Annotated in this window: 16 protein-coding genes, 1 pseudogene and 1 riboswitch; of the genes and pseudogenes, 6 read left to right on the top strand and 11 right to left on the bottom strand. The window is 69.9% G+C overall.

Annotated features, from left to right (window positions below):
* Nucleotides 1-56: 56 nt before the first annotated feature.
* From R2B38_RS30575 to R2B38_RS30555, 5 genes are all read left to right on the top strand, one after another.
* Nucleotides 57-797 carry an ABC transporter ATP-binding protein gene (locus R2B38_RS30575; protein ID WP_318019091.1) on the top strand — a complete coding sequence of 247 codons (741 nt, stop codon included), beginning with the start codon at nucleotides 57-59 and terminating at the stop codon, nucleotides 795-797.
* Nucleotides 779-2,137: a hypothetical protein gene (locus R2B38_RS30570; protein WP_318019090.1), complete on the top strand. Its 1,359-nt coding sequence runs from the start codon at nucleotides 779-781 to the stop codon at nucleotides 2,135-2,137. Before R2B38_RS30575 ends, R2B38_RS30570 begins: the two co-directional genes overlap by 19 nt.
* A gap of 64 nt (nucleotides 2,138-2,201) precedes the next feature.
* On the top strand, nucleotides 2,202-2,609 hold the full coding sequence (locus R2B38_RS30565) for a VOC family protein (protein ID WP_318019089.1): 408 nt from the start codon (nucleotides 2,202-2,204) through the stop codon (nucleotides 2,607-2,609).
* A 25-nt stretch (nucleotides 2,610-2,634) separates the two neighbouring features.
* The gene (locus R2B38_RS30560; protein WP_318019088.1) at nucleotides 2,635-3,756 is read left to right on the top strand and encodes a Rossmann fold nucleotide-binding protein; all 1,122 of its coding nucleotides are present in this window, start codon (nucleotides 2,635-2,637) and stop codon (nucleotides 3,754-3,756) included.
* A gap of 160 nt (nucleotides 3,757-3,916) precedes the next feature.
* Nucleotides 3,917-4,600 (top strand): LAETG motif-containing sortase-dependent surface protein, encoded by a 684-nt coding sequence (locus R2B38_RS30555; RefSeq protein WP_318019087.1) that lies wholly within the window; start codon nucleotides 3,917-3,919, stop codon nucleotides 4,598-4,600.
* A gap of 90 nt (nucleotides 4,601-4,690) precedes the next feature.
* Here the strand turns inward: R2B38_RS30555 and R2B38_RS30550 are convergent, their stop codons facing one another.
* From R2B38_RS30550 to rpsB, 9 genes are all read right to left on the bottom strand, one after another.
* Nucleotides 4,691-5,752, bottom strand: coding sequence for an ABC transporter ATP-binding protein (locus R2B38_RS30550; protein WP_411978595.1), 1,062 nt, complete (start codon nucleotides 5,750-5,752; stop codon nucleotides 4,691-4,693).
* 36 nt (nucleotides 5,753-5,788) lie between these two features.
* Nucleotides 5,789-7,390, bottom strand: coding sequence for an iron ABC transporter permease (locus R2B38_RS30545; RefSeq protein WP_318021835.1), 1,602 nt, complete (start codon nucleotides 7,388-7,390; stop codon nucleotides 5,789-5,791).
* A gap of 44 nt (nucleotides 7,391-7,434) precedes the next feature.
* Nucleotides 7,435-8,490: a thiamine ABC transporter substrate-binding protein gene (locus R2B38_RS30540; protein ID WP_318021834.1), complete on the bottom strand. Its 1,056-nt coding sequence runs from the start codon at nucleotides 8,488-8,490 to the stop codon at nucleotides 7,435-7,437.
* 92 nt (nucleotides 8,491-8,582) lie between these two features.
* Nucleotides 8,583-8,688: riboswitch (TPP riboswitch) on the bottom strand.
* Nucleotides 8,689-8,712: 24 nt separating this feature from the next.
* Nucleotides 8,713-9,819 carry a 23S rRNA (adenine(2503)-C(2))-methyltransferase RlmN gene (rlmN, locus tag R2B38_RS30535; protein WP_033282638.1) on the bottom strand — a complete coding sequence of 369 codons (1,107 nt, stop codon included), beginning with the start codon at nucleotides 9,817-9,819 and terminating at the stop codon, nucleotides 8,713-8,715.
* A 92-nt stretch (nucleotides 9,820-9,911) separates the two neighbouring features.
* Nucleotides 9,912-11,117 carry a phosphatidate cytidylyltransferase gene (locus R2B38_RS30530; RefSeq protein WP_318019086.1) on the bottom strand — a complete coding sequence of 402 codons (1,206 nt, stop codon included), beginning with the start codon at nucleotides 11,115-11,117 and terminating at the stop codon, nucleotides 9,912-9,914.
* Nucleotides 11,117-11,674 (bottom strand): ribosome recycling factor, encoded by a 558-nt coding sequence (gene frr / locus R2B38_RS30525; protein ID WP_318019085.1) that lies wholly within the window; start codon nucleotides 11,672-11,674, stop codon nucleotides 11,117-11,119. Before frr ends, R2B38_RS30530 begins: the two co-directional genes overlap by 1 nt.
* Nucleotides 11,675-11,804: 130 nt before the next feature.
* On the bottom strand, nucleotides 11,805-12,563 hold the full coding sequence (gene pyrH, locus R2B38_RS30520) for a UMP kinase (protein WP_033282640.1): 759 nt from the start codon (nucleotides 12,561-12,563) through the stop codon (nucleotides 11,805-11,807).
* 204 nt (nucleotides 12,564-12,767) lie between these two features.
* A complete protein-coding gene (gene tsf, locus R2B38_RS30515; protein ID WP_318019084.1) occupies nucleotides 12,768-13,604 on the bottom strand; it encodes a translation elongation factor Ts in 837 nt (278 codons plus the stop codon).
* Between the two features lie 173 nt (nucleotides 13,605-13,777).
* Nucleotides 13,778-14,728 (bottom strand): 30S ribosomal protein S2, encoded by a 951-nt coding sequence (rpsB, locus tag R2B38_RS30510; RefSeq protein WP_033282642.1) that lies wholly within the window; start codon nucleotides 14,726-14,728, stop codon nucleotides 13,778-13,780.
* 280 nt (nucleotides 14,729-15,008) lie between these two features.
* On the opposite strand from rpsB, the gene R2B38_RS30505 reads away from it, so the two are divergent.
* Nucleotides 15,009-15,578 carry a M23 family metallopeptidase gene (locus R2B38_RS30505; protein ID WP_318019083.1) on the top strand — a complete coding sequence of 190 codons (570 nt, stop codon included), beginning with the start codon at nucleotides 15,009-15,011 and terminating at the stop codon, nucleotides 15,576-15,578.
* Between the two features lie 75 nt (nucleotides 15,579-15,653).
* On the opposite strand, the pseudogene R2B38_RS30500 reads toward R2B38_RS30505, so the two are convergent.
* A pseudogene (locus R2B38_RS30500) lies at nucleotides 15,654-16,199 on the bottom strand (TetR/AcrR family transcriptional regulator); the annotation flags it as partial.
* Nucleotides 16,200-16,327: 128 nt separating this feature from the next.
* On the bottom strand, nucleotides 16,328-17,170 hold the full coding sequence (whiG, locus tag R2B38_RS30495) for an RNA polymerase sigma factor WhiG (protein WP_318019082.1): 843 nt from the start codon (nucleotides 17,168-17,170) through the stop codon (nucleotides 16,328-16,330).
* Nucleotides 17,171-17,263 lie beyond the last annotated feature (93 nt).

The raw sequence follows: 17,263 nt of genomic DNA, 5'->3' as shown, positions 1-17,263 counted from the left end.
GTTCCCCCGCAAGGGGGACGCGGTACGGAAAACGGATCAGAACGAGGTGTACGCGCATGGTGGCCCCGCCGGACAACGACGTGCTCTGGGCACGCGCCCTGCACTTCCAGCACCACGACGGCACGCCCGCGCTGGGCGGTGTCTCGCTCGGCGTCCGGGAGGGCGAGATCCTCGCCGTCACGGGCCCGCGCGGCAGCGGCAAGACGACCCTGCTGCGCTGCCTCTCCGGCCTGGAGCGCCCCAGCCGCGGCGAGGTCTGGTTCAACAGCGTGCCCGTGCACACGATGGGCCCGCTCACCCGGGAACGGCTGCGCCGCGACCGCTTCGGCTGGATCGACCCGGCCCCCGTGCTCGTCCCGGAGCTGAACGTCTGGGAGAACGCGGCCCTCCCCCTGATGCTGCGCGGCACCAGCCGCCGCCGCGCCAAGACCGCCGCCCTGGAGTGGCTGGACCGCCTCGACATCGGCGACCACGCCCGCAAACGCCCGCACGAGCTGCGCCAGGCGGAGCGCCAGCGCGTCTCCATCGCCCGCGCGCTGGCCCCGGCGCCGACGGTCCTGTTCGCCGACGAGCCGACGGCCCCGCTGCACCGCGCGGACCGCGCCCAGGTCCTGCGCACGCTCACGACGGCCGCCCGCTCGCACGGCATCACCGTCGTCCTCGCGACCCACGAGGCGGAGACCGCGGCCCTCGCGGACCGTACGGTGTCGCTCCTGGACGGACGCCGGGTGAACACGGTCCACCTCCCCCCGGTCGCCGAGTCGGAAGGCCGGGCCGCGTGCTCGCTCTCCGTCTGACCCGCGGCTCGCACCCCGCCGTCCAACTGCGCCGCCTGCTGGTCGCGGTGGCCTCGGCGGGCACGGGCTTCCTCCTCCTCTGCACCCTCGGCTACGCGATGAGCCACCCCGACTCCGCCGCCGCCGCGGCCCTCCGCCTGGCCTGGTGCGCGACCCCGCTGGCCGCCACCGTCTACTTCGCGGTCGCCGTCGCCCGCACCGACCCGGCGACGAAACCCCGCCCCGGCCTCTCCGCGATCGGCCTCGGCCCGGGCCGCCTGATGGCGATCTCGGCAACGACGACCGCGTTGGCCTGCACCCTCGGCTCCATGCTCGCCCTGCTCTTCTTCCTCCACCTCCGCGGCGACCTCACCGGCATGCCCTTCGACGGAGCGGCGGCGGAGTTCCTCGCCTCGGACACCCCCCTGCCCCTCCCGGCCGCCCTCACCCTCCTCGCCATCGTCCCCGTGACCGCATCCGTCTCGGTGGCCCTCACCCTCCGCCCGAAGGACACCAAACACCCGTCCACGACGAAGAACGGCCCGAGGTCCTACGGCCGTTTCGGCGCCTACGGCAAGTCGGGCACCCGCGAGACCTTCGGGGCGTACGGCAGGTTCGGCGCCCACCTGCGAACGGGCGGCCGTACGGCGGCAGTTGAGGAGACGTCGGCGCCCGAACCGGCGACCGACACCGAACCGACCGCCACCGTCACAGGCCCCGTCGACCTGGACCCCACCCGCCCCCCGGCCCCCCGCGAGGTCCCCAAGGGCCTCCCTTGGGGCGTGGCCGTCCTCGCCGCCGGTCTCGCCGTCGAGGCGTACGCGAACCGGACGGCGGACACCGACGGGCTGTCGATGCCCGGCGGTCACGCGGGCGGCCCCGCGGGTGTGCTGGCCGGCTGGGTGCTGACCGCGCTCGGTCTCGCCCTGGCCGGCCCCGGCCTCACCCACCTGTGCGGACGGCTCCTCCAGGCCGTGCGCCCGGGCGCGCTGCGGCTCCTCGCGGGCCGGGTCCTCATGGAGGAGGCGACCCGCATCGGCCGCCCCCTGGGCGTGGTCTGCGCGGTGGCGTCGGGCGCGTACGCGATGACCGCGCTCTACGACACGGACGCGGCCGTCGGCCCGCTCACCACCCTCGGCACGCTGCTGGTGACCGGCTGCACGGTGGCGACCCTGCTCACCGCCGCCGTCGAGGCCCGGCAGGCCCGCGCCGACACCACGGCCGCGCTGGTCCGGCTCGGCGCCCCCGCCACCGTGCTGCGCAGCGCCGCGGCTCTCCGCGCGGGCGCGCTGCTCGCCCTGTTCGTGCCGCTGACCGTCGTGATCGCCGAACTCGCGGCACTTCCGCTCGCCCACCGATGAGTTTTCCGCGAAGCTCCGGTCTACCCACCGAATAGCACGCACGCCCGATGGGAGAGGCCCCAGCATGTACCAGCAGATGATCTTCGTGAACCTGGCCGTGAACGACGCCGCCGCGTCGAAGAAGTTCTTCACCGAGCTCGGCTTCTCGATCAACCCCCAGTTCAGCAACGACGAAACCACCTGCGTCGTGATCAGCGAGACGATCATCGCGATGCTCATCGAGAAGAAGCGCTACAGCGACTTCACGAAGAAGGAGATCGCTGACTCGGCCAAGACCAGTGAGGTGCTGCTGTGTCTGAGCGCCGAGAGCCGCGAGAAGGTCGACGAGCTGGTGAACAAGGCGGTCGCGGCGGGCGGCACCGCCAACGACGACATCAACGACCAGGGTTTCATGTACGGCCGCTCCTTCGAGGACCTGGACAGCCACTCCTGGGAGATCGTGTGGATGGACCCGGCGGCCGTCCAGGGCTGAGCAGTTGGGTGCCTAGCATGGGCGCGTGCAGACGAGCCCGGCCCATGCGGCCCACCACGACGAACGCGAGATCGAGACGGTCGAGGACTTCGACGCGACCGTCTCGTCCCGCGGCACCCTCGCCGGAAACCGCGTCCAGGGCGTCGATCTGACGGACCGTACGCGGGAGTTGCTCACCACGGACACCTCGGGCGCCGTCTTCCTCGGCTGCCCGATGCGCGACGAGGCGGCCGCGAAGGTCCGGGCCGACGGCGCCCTGGTCTTCCCGCCCGTCCCGCACCTCCCCTTCAACCCCTACCGCGGCCATCTCTACACGCCCGCCGAGCTGTTCGCCTCGCTCGACAAGGGCTACGAGCAGACCCCGGACGCACTCGCGTACGCCTGGTTCCAGCGGACCAAGGCCGACGGCGACATATACGCGTCGATGCTGCGCGCGGTCCACGACGACTCCATCTCCGACGCCCTCGACGAACTCCTGCGCGGCGCACGGGTGGTGGGCGTCATGGGCGGCCACGCGATGGCTCGCGGGACGGAGGCCTACGGCGGTGCCGCGCGCCTGGGCCGCGAGCTGAGCCGCTCCGGCTTCACGGTGGCGACCGGCGGCGGACCCGGCGCGATGGAGGCGGCGAACCTGGGCGCGTACGCGGCGCCGTACGAGGACGCCATGCTGGAGGAGGCGTGCCAACTCCTCGCCGGATCACCGTCGTTCAGCCCCTCGATCACCGACTGGGCCCAGGGCGCCTTCGAGGTCCGCACCCGCTGGCCGAAGGGCAACCACTCGATCGGCATCCCGACGTGGTTCTACGGCCATGAGCCGCCGAACGCCTTCGCCTCGCACATCGCCAAGTACTTCGCCAACGCCACCCGCGAGGACGGGTTGTTGGCCCGCTCGAACGCCGGGGTGGTGTTTCTGCCGGGCGCGGCCGGGACCGTACAGGAGATCTTCGACAACGCGACGCCGAACTACTACGAGTCGCGCGGGGAGCCCACGCCGATGGTGCTCGTGGACCGGGAGCACTGGACGGAGCGGCTGCCGACCTGGCCGCTGCTGCGTGCACTTGCCCGGGAACGGCCAATGGAGGCCCGTATCGCCCTCGTTGACCGGATCGAGGAGGCTCCGGAGGCACTGAAACGTCTCACTCATTAAAGTGCAGGTAAAGGCAACTGCTGTACAGCGCATATGGATTGACACTGCTTACGCAGCACTTATAGACCAGTGAGACTCCTGGGGGCAGTGGTGCCTCACCTCATTGCCGCTCCATCTCCCCCTAAACCCCCCGCAGTTGCACATCCCGTGAAGGGCAAACGTGTCCATATCTCGACGTTCCGTACGCATCCTCGGTGTCGCGTCCGCCTCGGCCGCACTCGCACTCGGATTCGCGGGCAACGCGCTCGCCTGCAACATCAGCGAGTTCTCCGCCGAAGCCACCTGTGACGGCGCCAACGGTGTCATCACCGTCACCGACAAGGACGCCTCGGCCACCGAGGCGACCATCACGGTGTTCCTGGAGAACAACGGTTCCGACGCCAAGCAGGTCGGCGACGCGCAGACCGTCAAGGGCTCGAAGGAGGGTGTCACCGTCACCTTCGCCGAGGACTGGCAGCCGAACGCGACGTACCGCGTTCACGTCAAGGCCGGCAACCAGGTCGACAAGGACATCACGCCGAACCTGACCACCCCGTCCAAGGCCTGCGCGACGGACTCGCCCAGCCCGACCCCGACCGAGGCTTCCCCGACCCCGTCGGAGACCGCCTCGACCCCGGCCGAGTCCGACACCCCGACCCCGTCGGCCACGGAGAGCAGCAGCACCGCTCCCGCGACGACGACCGACAACGCGCCGTCCCCGGCGGCCGGTTCCTCGAACCTCGCCGAGACCGGTGCCAACTCCAACACCGGCATGATCGCCGGTATCGCGGGCGCCCTCGTCGTCGTGGGCGGCGGAGCCGTCTACTTCGGCATGCGCCGTCGCGGTGCGAACAGCGGCAGCTGATCAACAGCCGCTGAACGAAACGCTGTTGTGGCCCGTCCGGTTCGTGGGGACGGGCCACACACATGTCCGGTGCGTGGCTGCGGGCACGACCTAGCCGCCGAGTACGACGATCTCGGCCGCGTCGAACTCCACCCCGACCGCGCTCCCGACCTCCGGCGCCTCCCGCAGCGCACAGGCCGCCTCCAGGCGCGGCGCGCCCTCCGGCTGGAGCTGTACGGCGACGTGGGTGCCCTTGAAGGTGCGGGCGGCGACCGTGCAGCGCAGGCCCTCGTCGGCGACCAACAGGCGTACGCCTGCGGGGCGTACGAGCAGAGGGCGGGTGCCCTGAGGGGCGTCCTCGGGGACCGGGACCTTGCCCCAGGGGGTGTCGGCCGCTTCTCCTGCGACCGTGGCCTCGACCACGTTGTCGAAACCGAGGAAGCGGGCCACGAACTCGTCGGCGGGGTGCTGCCAGACCTCAAGCGGCGTACCGGACTGGGCGATCCGCCCGTCCCGCATCACCACCACCCGGTCGGCCAGCGCGAACGCCTCGCCCTGGTCGTGCGTGACCGCGAGCACGGTGGTGCCCAACGTGCCGAAGAGTTCCCGGAGTTCGACGACCAGCCGCTCCCGCAGGGACCGGTCGAGCTGGCCGAGCGGTTCGTCCAGCATGAGGAGACGGGGTTGGGGCGCCAACGCCCGGGCGAGCGCGACCCGTTGCTGCTCACCGCCGGACAGGCCGGCGACGGCACGGTGGGCCGCGCCCGGCAGCCCGACCAGGTCCAGCAACTCGCCCACCCGGTCGCCCTGTTGCTTCTTCGACGCCCCGTGCATCCGCAGCCCGAAAGCCACGTTGCCGGCCACGTCCCGCTGCGGGAACAGCTGGTGGTCCTGGAACATCAGACCCACTCCCCGCTTGTGCGCGGGCACGCCCGACTGGTCCCGGTCGTCCAGCAACACCCGCCCGGAGTCGAGGGGTTGGAGCCCGGCGACCGCCCGGAGCAGCGTCGACTTGCCGCTGCCGCTGGGCCCGAGCACACACACGATCTCGTGCTCGGCGACGCCCAGGTCGACGGCGTCCAGCACCGGGCGCCCGCCGAACCGTACGGTCGCGCCTTCGAGGCTCAGCAGCGGCCTGTTCTGCGGCACGCCAGGCGAAAGGTCCGGTGACATGTTCGGCGGCATGTTCGGCGGCGTGTTCGGCGGCATCTAGAACTCCCCCGTCCGGTCGGTGCGCAGCCGCTCAAGCACCAGCAGGGCCACCGCGCACACCACCATCAGAATCGTCGAAAGGGCCATCGCCTGGCCGTAGTTGAGATCACCGGGCCGGGACAGCAGCCGGGCCACCGCGACCGGCAGGGTCGGGTTGTCGGGCCGCGCGATGAACACCGTCGCCCCGAACTCCCCCAGCGACACCGCGAACGCGAACCCGGCGGCGATCAGCAACGCCCGCCGCACCAGCGGCAGATCGACCTCGCGCCAGACCCGCCACGGAGACGCCCCGAGCACGGCCGCCGCCTCGCGGAGCCGCCCGTCCACCGCCCGCAGCACGGGCAGCATGGTCCGTACGACGAAGGGGACACCGACCAGCGCCTGCGCGAGCGGCACCAGGATCCATGAACTCCGCAGATCCAGCGGGGGTTTGTCGAGGGCGATCAGGAACCCGAAGCCGACGGTCACCGCGGACACCCCGAGCGGCAGCATCAGCAGCGCGTCGAAGCCCCGCACCAGCCGCCCGGCATCGCGCCGGGTCAGGGCAGCCGCTGCGAGTCCACCGATCACCACGGCGATGGCGGTGGCGGCGACGGCGTACTCCAGCGAGTTGCCGATCGCCGCGATCGGCGGGACGAGGAGGGTGCCGCCGTCGTCGTGGGTCAGCGCGCGGTAGTACCCGAAGTCCGCTGTGTCCAGCGAGCGTTGGACCAGCACGGCGAGCGGCAGCAGAAGCAGCACGGCGATGGACGCGACGACCCCGGCCAGCAGGGTCCACTGCCCGGCCCCGCGCGGGCGCCGCACGGTCACCGCCGGGTCCACGAGCCGTAGGGCGCTTTCCCGTCGCCGTACCGTCCAGGCGTGCACGGCGAGGATCGCGCCGACCGCCACGAACTGGACGATGGTGAGCACGGCGGCCGTGGACAGGTCGAAGACCTCTGACGTCTGGCGGTAGATCTCGACTTCGAGGGTCGAGAAGGTCGGGCCGCCGAGGATCTGGACCACGCCGAAGGACGTGAAGGTGAAGAGGAAGACCATCAGCGCGGCGGCGGCCACGGCGGGCCCGAGCGCGGGCAGCGTCACCGTCCGCCACGCCCGGAGCCGGGAGGCGCCCAGCATCCGCGCGGCCTCCTCCTGACGCGGGTCGAGCTGGGCCCAGAGGCCGCCCACCGTCCGTACGACGACCGCGTAGTTGAAGAAGACGTGCGCGAGCAGGATGGCCCACACCGTGGTGTCCAGCCGTACGCCCCACAGGTCGTCCAGGAGCCCGCCCCGGCCGACGAGCGCGAGGAAGGCCGTACCGACGACGACCGTCGGCAGCACGAACGGGACCGTCACGACGGCCCGCAGGACGTGCCGCCCCGGGAAGTCGAAGCGCGCGAAGACGTACGCGCCGGGGAGCGCGATCAGGAGCGTGAGCGCGGTGGACGCGAGCGCCTGCCAGGTGGTGAACCAGAGGACGTGCCGGATGTCGGACTCGACCAACACGTCCCAGATACGGCCCAGTTGCCAGGTGCCGTCGACCTTGAGGCCGCGCGCGACGATCGCGGCGACGGGGTAGGCGAAGAACACCGCGAAGAACGCGACGGGCAGGGCCATGAGGCCGAGCCGCGTCACGTTGCCCCGATGGGTCCGCCGTGGGGCTACTTCAGTACGAGCGAGGTCCACGACTTGACCCACTGGTCCCGGTCGGCGGCGATCTTCGCGGGCGCCATGGTCTCGGGGTCCGGGGCCTGGCGGCCGTACTTCACGAACTCCTGCGGTACCTGGGCGCCTTGGATCACCGGGTAGACGAACATGTTGAGCGGCATGTCCTGCTGGAACTCCTTGGTGAGCAGGAAGTCCAGGAACGCCTTGCCGCCCTTGGTGTTCTTGGCGTTGCTGAGCAGTCCCGCGTACTCGGTCTGCCGGAAGCAGGTGCCGTACGACACCCCGGTGGGCGCGGTGGTCGGCTTCGGGTCGGCGTAGATGACCTCGGCGGGCGGCGAGGAGGCGTACGAGACGACGAGGGGCCGGTCGCCGCCCGCCTTCTTGCCTCCGGCGGAACCGGAGAACTCCTGGTCGTAGGCCTGCTCCCAGCCGTCGACGACCTTCACGCCGTTGGCCTTGAGCTTCTTCCAGTAGCCCTGCCAGCCGTCGTCGCCGTACTGCGCGGCGCTGCCGAGCAGGAAGCCGAGGCCGGGCGAGGAGGTGGCCGCGTTCTCGGTGACGAGGAGGTTCTTGTACTCCGGCTTGACCAGATCCGCGAAGGACGTCGGCGGGGTCAGCTTGTGCTTGCTGAAGTACGCCTTGTCGTAGTTGACGCAGATGTCGCCGGTGTCGATGGGCGTGACCCGGTGCTTGGTCTGGTCGACGCGGTACTCGGGCTTGACGAGCGCGGAGCCCTTCGCGTCGTAGGACTGGAAGAGGCCGTTGTCGAGCGCGCGGGAGAGCAGGGTGTTGTCGACGCCGAAGAAGACGTCGCCCTGGGGGTTGTCCTTGGTCAGGATCGCCTTGTTGACGGCCTGGCCGGCGTCGCCGTCCTTGAGGACCTTGACCGTGTAGCCGGACTGCTTCTCGAAGTCCTTGAGGACGCTCTTGGAGACGGCCCACGAGTCGTGGCTGACGAGGGTGACGGTCTTGGAGTCGCCGCCGCTGCCGCTGCCGGACGAGCCGCACGCGGAGAGCGTGAGCAGCCCGAGGCCGACGGCCGCGGCCATGAATGCCTTGGTGTGGTGCACGGTTGTTTTCCTCCTGGGGTGTCCAGGAAGAGACGCGGCCCTGCCCACGGGACGCGGGCAGGGCGCAACAGCAAGAGTGGTGACCGAACTTCCTACCCAGAATGACCTGGGCGAGGTTCAGAGGGTCTGCGGACAATCCCGCACTCTCAGCGCTGTGGCGCTCCCCTGTCGGAATATGAAGATGTACCTACGCCGGTCAGCCTACCGCTCGGTCGCGGCGAGCTGGCCGCACGCTCCGTCGATCTCCTGGCCCCGGGTGTCCCGGACGGTGACCGGCACCCCGTGGGCCGCGATGGCCTCGACGAACGCCTTCTCGTCCTCGGGGCGGGAGGCGGTCCACTTCGAGCCCGGCGTCGGGTTCAGCGGGATGAGGTTGACGTGCACGGGCTTGCCCTTGAGGAGGCGGCCGAGGCGGTCACCGCGCCACGCCTGGTCGTTGATGTCGCGGATCAGCGCGTACTCGATGGACAGCCGGCGTCCCGACTTCGCGGCGTACTCCCAGCCGGCGTCGAGAACCTCGCGCACCTTCCACCGGGTGTTCACGGGGACCAGGGTGTCGCGCAGCTCGTCGTCGGGCGCGTGCAGCGAGATCGCGAGGCGGCACTTGAAGCCCTCGTCGGAGAACCGGTGGATCGCCGGGACCAGTCCGACCGTCGAGACGGTGATCCCGCGCTGCGAGAGCCCGAGCCCGTCCGGCTCGGGGTCGGTGAGGGCACGGATGGACTGGACGACCCGCTTGTAGTTGGCGAGGGGCTCGCCCATGCCCATGAACACGATGTTGGAGAGGCGGGCGGGCCCGCCGGGGATCTCGCCGTCGCGCAGCGCGCGCATCCCGTCGACGATCTGGTGCACGATCTCACCGGTCGACAGATTCCGGTCCAGGCCGGCCTGTCCGGTCGCGCAGAACGGGCAGTTCATGCCACATCCCGCCTGCGAGCTGATGCACATGGTGACCCGGTCCGGGTACCGCATCAGCACGGACTCGACGAGCGTCCCGTCGAACAGCCGCCACAGCGTCTTGCGGGTGGTCTCCTGGTCGGTCGACAGATGCCGTACGACGGTCATCAGCTCAGGAAGCAGCGCCTCCTGCAGCTTGGCGCGCGAACCGGCGGGGATGTCGGTCCACTCCGCCGGGTCGTGCGCGAGGCGCGCGAAGTAGTGCTGCGAGAGCTGCTTGGCGCGAAACGGCTTCTCCCCGATCGCGGCGACGGCTTCCTTGCGCTCGGCGGGCGTGAGATCGGCAAGGTGCCGCGGCGGCTTCTGGGCTCCGCGGGGGGCGACGAATGTGAGTTCTCCGGGCTTAGGCATGGCCCTACCAGTGTCGCAGACATACGAAGAGGGACTCGCCGCCCTGTGGACAACGAGCCCCTCGTACGTAAAACCCCTGGTCAGCCCTGTCTTCAGCCGGAGCCGACGAACAGAACCAACAGCAGCCACACCACCGGAGCGGTCGGCAGCAACGAGTCCAAACGGTCCATGATGCCGCCATGACCCGGCAGCAGCGTGCCCATGTCCTTGATGCCGAGGTCGCGCTTGATCATGGACTCGCCGAGGTCGCCCAGCGTGGCGCTGGCCGCGACCGCGAGGCCCAGGACGAGGCCCTGCCACCAGCTGCCGTCGTCGATCAGGAACTGCATGCACAGCGCTCCCGCCACCATCGCGAACGACACCGCCCCGAACAGGCCCTCGCGGGTCTTTCCGGGGCTGATGCGCGGCGCGAGCTTGTGCGTGCCGAAGCGCCAGCCGATGGCGTACGCCCCGGTGTCGCTGACCACGGTCAGCAGCAGGAACGTCAGGACCCGCCAGGCGCCGTCGTGGGCGGTGAGCATCAGGGCGACGAACGTGGCCAGGAACGGCACGTAGAACGCCGCGAAGACGCCCGCCGTGACGTCCTTGAGGTAGCCCTCCGGCGGCTCCGTCATCCGCCAGACGAGGACCGCGAGCGCGGTGAGCGCCATGGCGACCCAGGCGCCCTCAGGGCCCCGGACGTAACCGGCGACGACCATCGCCGCCCCGCCGACCGCCAGGGGCACGAGGGGCGCCTTGATGCCCTTGCGCTCCTGGAGCCGCGAGGTGAGCTCCCACAGGCCGACCACGACGGCGACCGCTATCACTCCGACGAACGCGGCCTTGACCACGAAGAGGGACGCGACGATCACCACGGCGAGCCCGACGCCGACCCCTATGGCCGCACCCAGGTCCCGGCCCGCGCTCTTCTTCTGCGGGGCGGGCGCCGGTGGCGGGACGTCGGACATGGGCTCCGGATTCTGCGGCACCGCCCCGTAGGGCTGCGCCTGCGGCGTGTCAGAGGGCTGCGTCCGCGGGTCGTACGGCTGCGGCTGCCGTACGTCGTACGGCGGTTGCTGCGTCTCGTCGCGGAACGTCTCGTCGCGGAACAAGGGGCCGCTCAGCCGAGCGGCCCCCCGGTCGTCATCCTGGTGTCCGCCGTATGCGGGCTCGTCGGGCACGATGGGCATGGGGCGAGTCTGCTGCGCCTCAGGCGCATCGTACGTGGGACCCGCCGGGGCAGCCCCCTGGACAGGCCCCTGGTCGGACGGCCCCCAGTACCCGGCTTGTGGCGGTGCCCCCCAGGAAGAGTCGTTCATCAGACCTCGAGCAGCTCCGCTTCCTTGTGCTTGAGGAGTTCGTCCACCTGGGCGACGTACTTCGCCGTGGTGTCGTCGAGCTCCTTCTCCGCACGACGGACCTCGTCCTCGCCGGACTCCTTGTCCTTGACGAGCTTGTCCAGCGCGTCCTTGGCCTTGCGGCGGACGGCGCGGATGGACACCTTGGAGTCCTCGGCCTTGGCCCGGGCGACCTTGATGTAGTCCTTGCGGCGCTCCTCGGTCAGCTCGGGGAACGTCACCCGGATGATGTTGCCGTCGTTGCTGGGATTGACGCCCAGGTCCGAGTCGCGGATCGCCTGTTCGATGTTCCGCAGCGCGGTCTTGTCGAACGGGGTCACCACGGCCATCCGCGGCTCCGGTACGGAGAACGAGGCCAGCTGGTTGATCGGCGTCAGCGCGCCGTAGTAGTCGGCCACGATCTTGTTGAACATCGCCGGGTGCGCACGGCCGGTGCGGATCGCGGCGAAGTCCTCCTTGGCGACCACGACGGCCTTCTCCATCTTCTCCTCGGCCTCGAGGAGGGTCTCTTCGATCACCACTTGCTCCTGCGTGTCTTGAGTAGGCCCGGCTGCTGTGCTGTGTCGGCGTCGGCGGCCGGCTGCGTCGCGTCTTCTTCCTGCACGGTTCCCGACCGGCAGGACATTGTCCATCCCCCGGTCAGGGTCATCAGCCCTGGCTGCCTTGGTCACCCACAAGCGTGCCGATCTTCTCACCCTTGACGGCGCGGGCGATATTGCCCTCCGCCAGAAGCTCGAAGACCAGGATCGGAAGCTTGTTGTCGCGGCACAGCGTGATGGCGGTCATGTCCGCGACCTTGAGGTCCTGGGTGATGACCTCGCCGTAGCTGAGCGAGTCGAACTTGACGGCCTCGGAGTTCGTCTTCGGGTCGGAGTCGTAGACCCCGTCCACGCCGTTCTTGCCCATCAGCAGCGCCTCGGCGTTGATCTCCAGGGCGCGCTGGGCGGCGGTGGTGTCGGTGGAGAAGTAGGGCATGCCCATACCGGCGCCGAAGATGACCACGCGGCCCTTCTCCAGGTGGCGCACGGCGCGCAGCGGGATGTACGGCTCGGCGACCTGGCCCATGGTGATGGCGGTCTGGACGCGGCTGTCGATGCCCTCCTTCTCCAGGAAGTCCTGGAGCGCGAGGCAGTTCATCACCGTGCCGAGCATGCCCATGTAGTCGGAGCGGGCCCGGTCCATGCCGCGCTGCTGGAGTTCGGCGCCGCGGAAGAAGTTGCCGCCGCCGATGACGACGGCGACCTCCGCGCCGTCCCGCACGACGGCCGCGATCTCACGGGCGATCTTGTGCACCACGTCGGGGTCCACGCCCAGGCCGCCGCCTCCGGAGAAGGCCTCTCCGGACAGCTTCAGCATGAACCGGCCGCGTACCTTGCCGTCGTCGCTCTTCTGGGGCTTGGTGGTCATGGTGTTCTCGCCTCTTCAACGTGGTCGCACATACGAAGAAGGCCACTGCCGGTGGGGTGTCTGTCGCATCCCATGCTCGGCAATGGCCTCCTCGTCAGATCTGCTGTCGTCCGCCACGCGCGCGTGCGCGACGGCGTACCGGGCCGACTGCTGACGACCCTAGCGGGATTCCACCGGGCGCCGCGCGTCGATCGCGGTACGGACTCAGATGCCGACCTTGATGCGCGTGAAGCGCTTCAGGGTGACACCCGCCTCGTCCAGAACCTTCTGGACGGACTTCTTGGGGTCGAGCGCGTACGGCTGACCGAGCAGCGTCGCGTCCTTGAAGAAGCCGTTGACGCGACCCTCGACGATCTTGGCGATCGCGGCCTCGGGCTTGCCCTCGGCGCGGGTGGTCTCCTCGGCGATACGGCGCTCGGACTCGACGACCTCGGCCGGCACGTCGTCCTTGGCCAGGTACTTCGGCGCGAAGGCGGCGATGTGCTGGGCGACACCGCGGGCGACCTCGGCGTTCGGCTTGTCCAGCTCGACGAGGACACCGATCTGCGGGGGCAGGTCGGGCATCGTGCGGTGCATGTACGCGGAGACGTAGCCGTCGGCGTACTGCGCGAAGCGGTCCAGGACGATCTTCTCGCCCAGGTTCGCGTTGGCCTCGTCGACGAACGCCTGGACCGTCTTGCCGGGCTCGATCTCGGACGCGAGGAGCGCCGCGATGTCGGCCGGGGCGGAGGCGGCGACGTGCTGGGCGATCTGGTTGGCGACGGCCTGGAACTTCTCGCCCTTGGCGACGAAGTCCGTCTCGCACTTCAGCTCGACCAGGACACCGGAGGTGTTGTCCTCGGCGATGACCGAGACCACGGCGCCGTTCTCGGCGGAGCGGCCCTCGCGCTTGGCGACGCCCTTCTGGCCCTTGATACGGAGCGCCTCGACGGCCTTCTCGACGTTGCCGTCGGCCTCGTCCAGCGCCTTCTTGCAGTCCATCATGCCGGCGCCGGTGAGCTCACGGAGCTTCTTGACGTCGGCGGCGGTGTAGTTCGCCATGATCTGTGAATCTCTTCTCGGAGTTCGAAGTCTCGAAGTCGGCGGCGGCCGCGGGTAGCGCGGGCTTCCGCCAAGGATCTACGGGCTACGAAGATCTAGGGGCTGTGGATGAACGGCGGGTGGCGCGGTCCGCACCACCCGCCGTCCTCCTGTCAGCCCTTTGGCCCGGAAGGTCAGGCCTGCTCGGCCTCGGCGGCCGGAGCGGCCTCGACCTCGGCGGCGGGCGCCTCGACCTCGGCAGCGGCCTCAGCGGCGGCCGGAGCCTCGTCGGCCTGCTCGGCGTCGGCGACCTTCTCCGTCTCGGCGGAGGTCTGCACCTCGGCCTCGGCGGCGGGGGTCTCGTCGGCCTTCTTCTCGCCCTCGAGCAGGTCGCGCTCCCACGCGGCCAGCGGCTCGCCGGCGGCCTTGTCACCCTTGGCCTCGGCGGCGACACCGGAGCGGCTGATGAGGCCCTCGGCGACGGCGTCGGCGATCACGCGGGTGAGCAGGGTGACGGAGCGGATCGCGTCGTCGTTGCCCGGGATCTTGTAGTCGACCTCGTCGGGGTCGCAGTTCGTGTCGAGGATGGCGACGACCGGGATGTTGAGCTTCCGGGCCTCACCGACCGCGATGTGCTCCTTCTTGGTGTCCACGATCCAGACGGCGCTGGGAACCTTGGACATCTCGCGGATACCACCGAGGGTCTTCTCCAGCTTGGCCTTCTCGCGCGAGAGCACGAGAAGCTCCTTCTTGGTGAGACCGGACGCGGCGACGTCCTCGAAGTCGATCTGCTCGAGCTCCTTGAGGCGCTGCAGACGCTTGTAGACGGTGGAGAAGTTGGTGAGCATGCCGCCCAGCCAGCGCTGGTTGACGTAGGGCATGCCGACGCGGGTGGCCTGCTCGGCGATGGCCTCCTGCGCCTGCTTCTTCGTACCGACGAACATGACCGTGCCGCCGTGGGCGACGGTCTCCTTGACGAACTCGTAGGCGCGGTCGATGTACGACAGCGACTGGAGCAGGTCGATGATGTAGATGCCGTTGCGCTCCGTGAAGATGAAGCGCTTCATCTTCGGGTTCCAACGACGGGTCTGGTGACCGAAGTGGACGCCGCTTTCCAGCAGCTCCCGCATCGTGACGACGGCCATGGCCGTTCTCCTTGATTTACTCGGTTGTGCCGCGAGCACCGGACGGCACTCGCGCCTGACGCCCACGTGCGCGTGCCCAGAGGACCGAGGAGCGCTGACACCGGTTTCGTCTTTACGACGGAGGACCAGATGCCGGGGCGTGCGAAGTCGACCCGGTGACCCGGATCGCCAAAGGAAGTGTACGGGACCCGCGAGGCACCGGGTGACGCCGTTGTCCACAACCCCACGCCGGTCCACAGGTCCCGGCCATGATCGGCACGGGTACGGCACGGTTTGTGCCATGCGGACGCGACGAGATGACCGACCTGTACGTATTGGCCCCGCCCTACTTCTGGCCCTCCTCCTGACCCTGCTGACCTGCACGGCCCGGGCGAACGACAGCCCTCCACCCGTTCCCGGAGTCCCGTCCCCCTCGGTACCGGCCATCGCCCGCACCTGGCCCGTCGGTTCCCACCCCTTGGTCCTACGAGGCTGGGAGCCCCCGCCGACGCCCTACGCCCGGGGCCACCGAGGCGTGGACCTGGCGACCCCGGCCGGCGCTGAGGTACGAGCGGTGGCACCGGGCCGGGTGTCCTTCGCGGGCCGGGTGGCGGGAAGAGGGGTGGTCGCGATCGAACTGACCGGCACGGACTTACGCACGACGTACGAGCCAGTGACCGCGACCGTGAAGAAGGGCGACGAGGTGGAACCCGGCGAGGTGGTAGGCACCGTGGAGATCACCGGCTCCCATTGCGCAACGACGTGCGTGCACTGGGGCCTACTGAGAGGAGAGACGTACTTGGACCCGCTGGAGCTACTGCCCCCATGGCTGCTGAATCGAGGCCCATCCCGCCTGCTGCCGGTTCTGTGACCCCGCTTCTTTCAGGGGCGCGGGGAACTGCGCGCCCAGCCCCCACCGCCCCCGCACCCGAAACTCAACCCAGAACCCCCGCAAAGCCATATTCACCGCAGCCTCAGTAATCACCGACGGATCCTCAGCCGCCCCCAGCTCAATCCGCCGCACAGCCGCATCAACAACACCCTGAACCAACATCGCCGCCAGCCGAGGCTCCGCATGCCCCATGTCCCCGAGCGCCGAGACGATCATCGCCACCAACCCCCCATGCGCGGCCCGGATCTTCTCCCGAGCCCCCGCGTCGAGTTCGCTCGCGGAGATGGCGACAACAGCCCGATGCCGCCGATCCCCGACCAGCGCAAGCTGCTGCCGTACGTACGCCTCGACCTTGCCCTCGGCGGAGCCGGCCCCCTCCATCGCGGAAGACACGTCCGCCGCCCACACGGGAAAGTCGACCTCGCACAGCTCCTCGACGACAGCGGCCCGGGAGCGGAAGTACTCGTACACGGACGACCGCGCCAGCCCCGTCCGCTCGGCCAGGGCCGGGAACGTCAGCGCCTCCGTCCCGCCCTCGGACAGCAGGGAACGAGCCGCGTCCAGCAGGGCGGCTCGCTGCATCGACCGGTGCTCGGCCACGGAGGCCGCTCGAATCCTTGGCACGTCAACCACTCTACGGACGGCGCACCCCGGGCGGGAGTGACCCAAGCCACGCAGGGCAATGCAGGCACGATTCTGCGAGGTCACCAAGGCCGTACCACTTCTGCTCAGCGGCCAAAACTCGCCAGCTTGGCGCGGAGCTGCAGCACGGACTTGGTGTGGATCTGGCTGACCCGGCTCTCGGTCACGCCGAGCACGTTGCCGATCTCGGCGAGGGTGAGGCCCTCGTAGTAGTAGAGCGTGACGACGGTCTTCTCGCGCTCGGGCAGCGTGTTGATCGCCCGCGCCAGGAACCTCCGCAGCTCCCGCCCCTCGGCCACCTCCACCGGGTTGTCGGCTGCGGTGTCCTCCAGGGTGTCCATCAGACTGAGCCGGTCGCCGCCCTCGCCACCGGCGTGCAGCAGCTCCTCCAGGGCGACCACGTTCGCCAGCGACAACTGGCTGAAGACGGCGTGGAGTTCCTCCACCGCGATGCCCATCTCGGCGGCCACCTCGACCTCGCTGGGCGTGCGCCTCAGCCGCGCCTCCAGCGTGGCGTACGCCCGCTCGACGTTCCGCGCCTTCTGCCGTACCGAGCGCGGGATCCAGTCCAGGGCGCGGAGTTCGTCGATCATCGCGCCCCGGATGCGGGTGATCGCGTACGTCTCGAACTTGATCTCCCGCTCGATGTCGAACTTCTCGATCGCGTCGATCAGTCCGAACACCCCCGACGACACGAAGTCCGCCTGTTCCACATTGGGCGGCAGCCCGACGCTCACCCGTCCCGCGACGTACTTCACGAGCGGCGAGTAGTGCAGGATCAGCTGCTCACGCAGCCTCTCGTCGCCCGTCGTCTTGTACGACCGCCACAGCTCGTCGAGCGTCGAGGGAGCGGGCGGCCGGACGCTGCCACCGTCGCGGGCGGCTGGGGGGATCGCCGCCCGGTCGGACCCGGAGGTGTGCTGGGGCATTCGTCGCCTTGTGCCGTTCTGCCGTGAAGTGGGGTTGCCTGGGTGAGCTGTCGGAGTGATGGGGAGATGCCGGTCTGTGCCGGAATCCCCGTG

The organism is Streptomyces sp. N50 (assembly GCF_033335955.1).
Taxonomy (GTDB): Bacteria; Actinomycetota; Actinomycetes; order Streptomycetales; family Streptomycetaceae; genus Streptomyces.
Note: the sequence above shows the minus strand (reverse complement) of the source record. Positions and strands in the feature narration are given on the sequence as shown.

What these genes read in the sequence shown, in the direction of transcription:
- R2B38_RS30550 (WP_411978595.1), bottom strand. Translation starts at nt 5,752, where the DNA reads ATGTCACCGGACCTTTCGCCTGGCGTGCCGCAGAACAGGCCGCTGCTG.
- R2B38_RS30505 (WP_318019083.1), top strand. Translation starts at nt 15,009, where the DNA reads ATGCGGACGCGACGAGATGACCGACCTGTACGTATTGGCCCCGCCCTA.
- R2B38_RS30575 (WP_318019091.1), top strand. Translation starts at nt 57, where the DNA reads ATGGTGGCCCCGCCGGACAACGACGTGCTCTGGGCACGCGCCCTGCAC.
- pyrH (WP_033282640.1), bottom strand. Translation starts at nt 12,563, where the DNA reads ATGACCACCAAGCCCCAGAAGAGCGACGACGGCAAGGTACGCGGCCGG.
- R2B38_RS30565 (WP_318019089.1), top strand. Translation starts at nt 2,202, where the DNA reads ATGTACCAGCAGATGATCTTCGTGAACCTGGCCGTGAACGACGCCGCC.
- R2B38_RS30530 (WP_318019086.1), bottom strand. Translation starts at nt 11,117, where the DNA reads ATGAACGACTCTTCCTGGGGGGCACCGCCACAAGCCGGGTACTGGGGG.
- rpsB (WP_033282642.1), bottom strand. Translation starts at nt 14,728, where the DNA reads ATGGCCGTCGTCACGATGCGGGAGCTGCTGGAAAGCGGCGTCCACTTC.
- R2B38_RS30540 (WP_318021834.1), bottom strand. Translation starts at nt 8,490, where the DNA reads ATGGCCGCGGCCGTCGGCCTCGGGCTGCTCACGCTCTCCGCGTGCGGC.
- tsf (WP_318019084.1), bottom strand. Translation starts at nt 13,604, where the DNA reads ATGGCGAACTACACCGCCGCCGACGTCAAGAAGCTCCGTGAGCTCACC.
- R2B38_RS30545 (WP_318021835.1), bottom strand. Translation starts at nt 7,390, where the DNA reads ATGGCCCTGCCCGTCGCGTTCTTCGCGGTGTTCTTCGCCTACCCCGTC.
- rlmN (WP_033282638.1), bottom strand. Translation starts at nt 9,819, where the DNA reads ATGCCTAAGCCCGGAGAACTCACATTCGTCGCCCCCCGCGGAGCCCAG.
- whiG (WP_318019082.1), bottom strand. Translation starts at nt 17,170, where the DNA reads ATGCCCCAGCACACCTCCGGGTCCGACCGGGCGGCGATCCCCCCAGCC.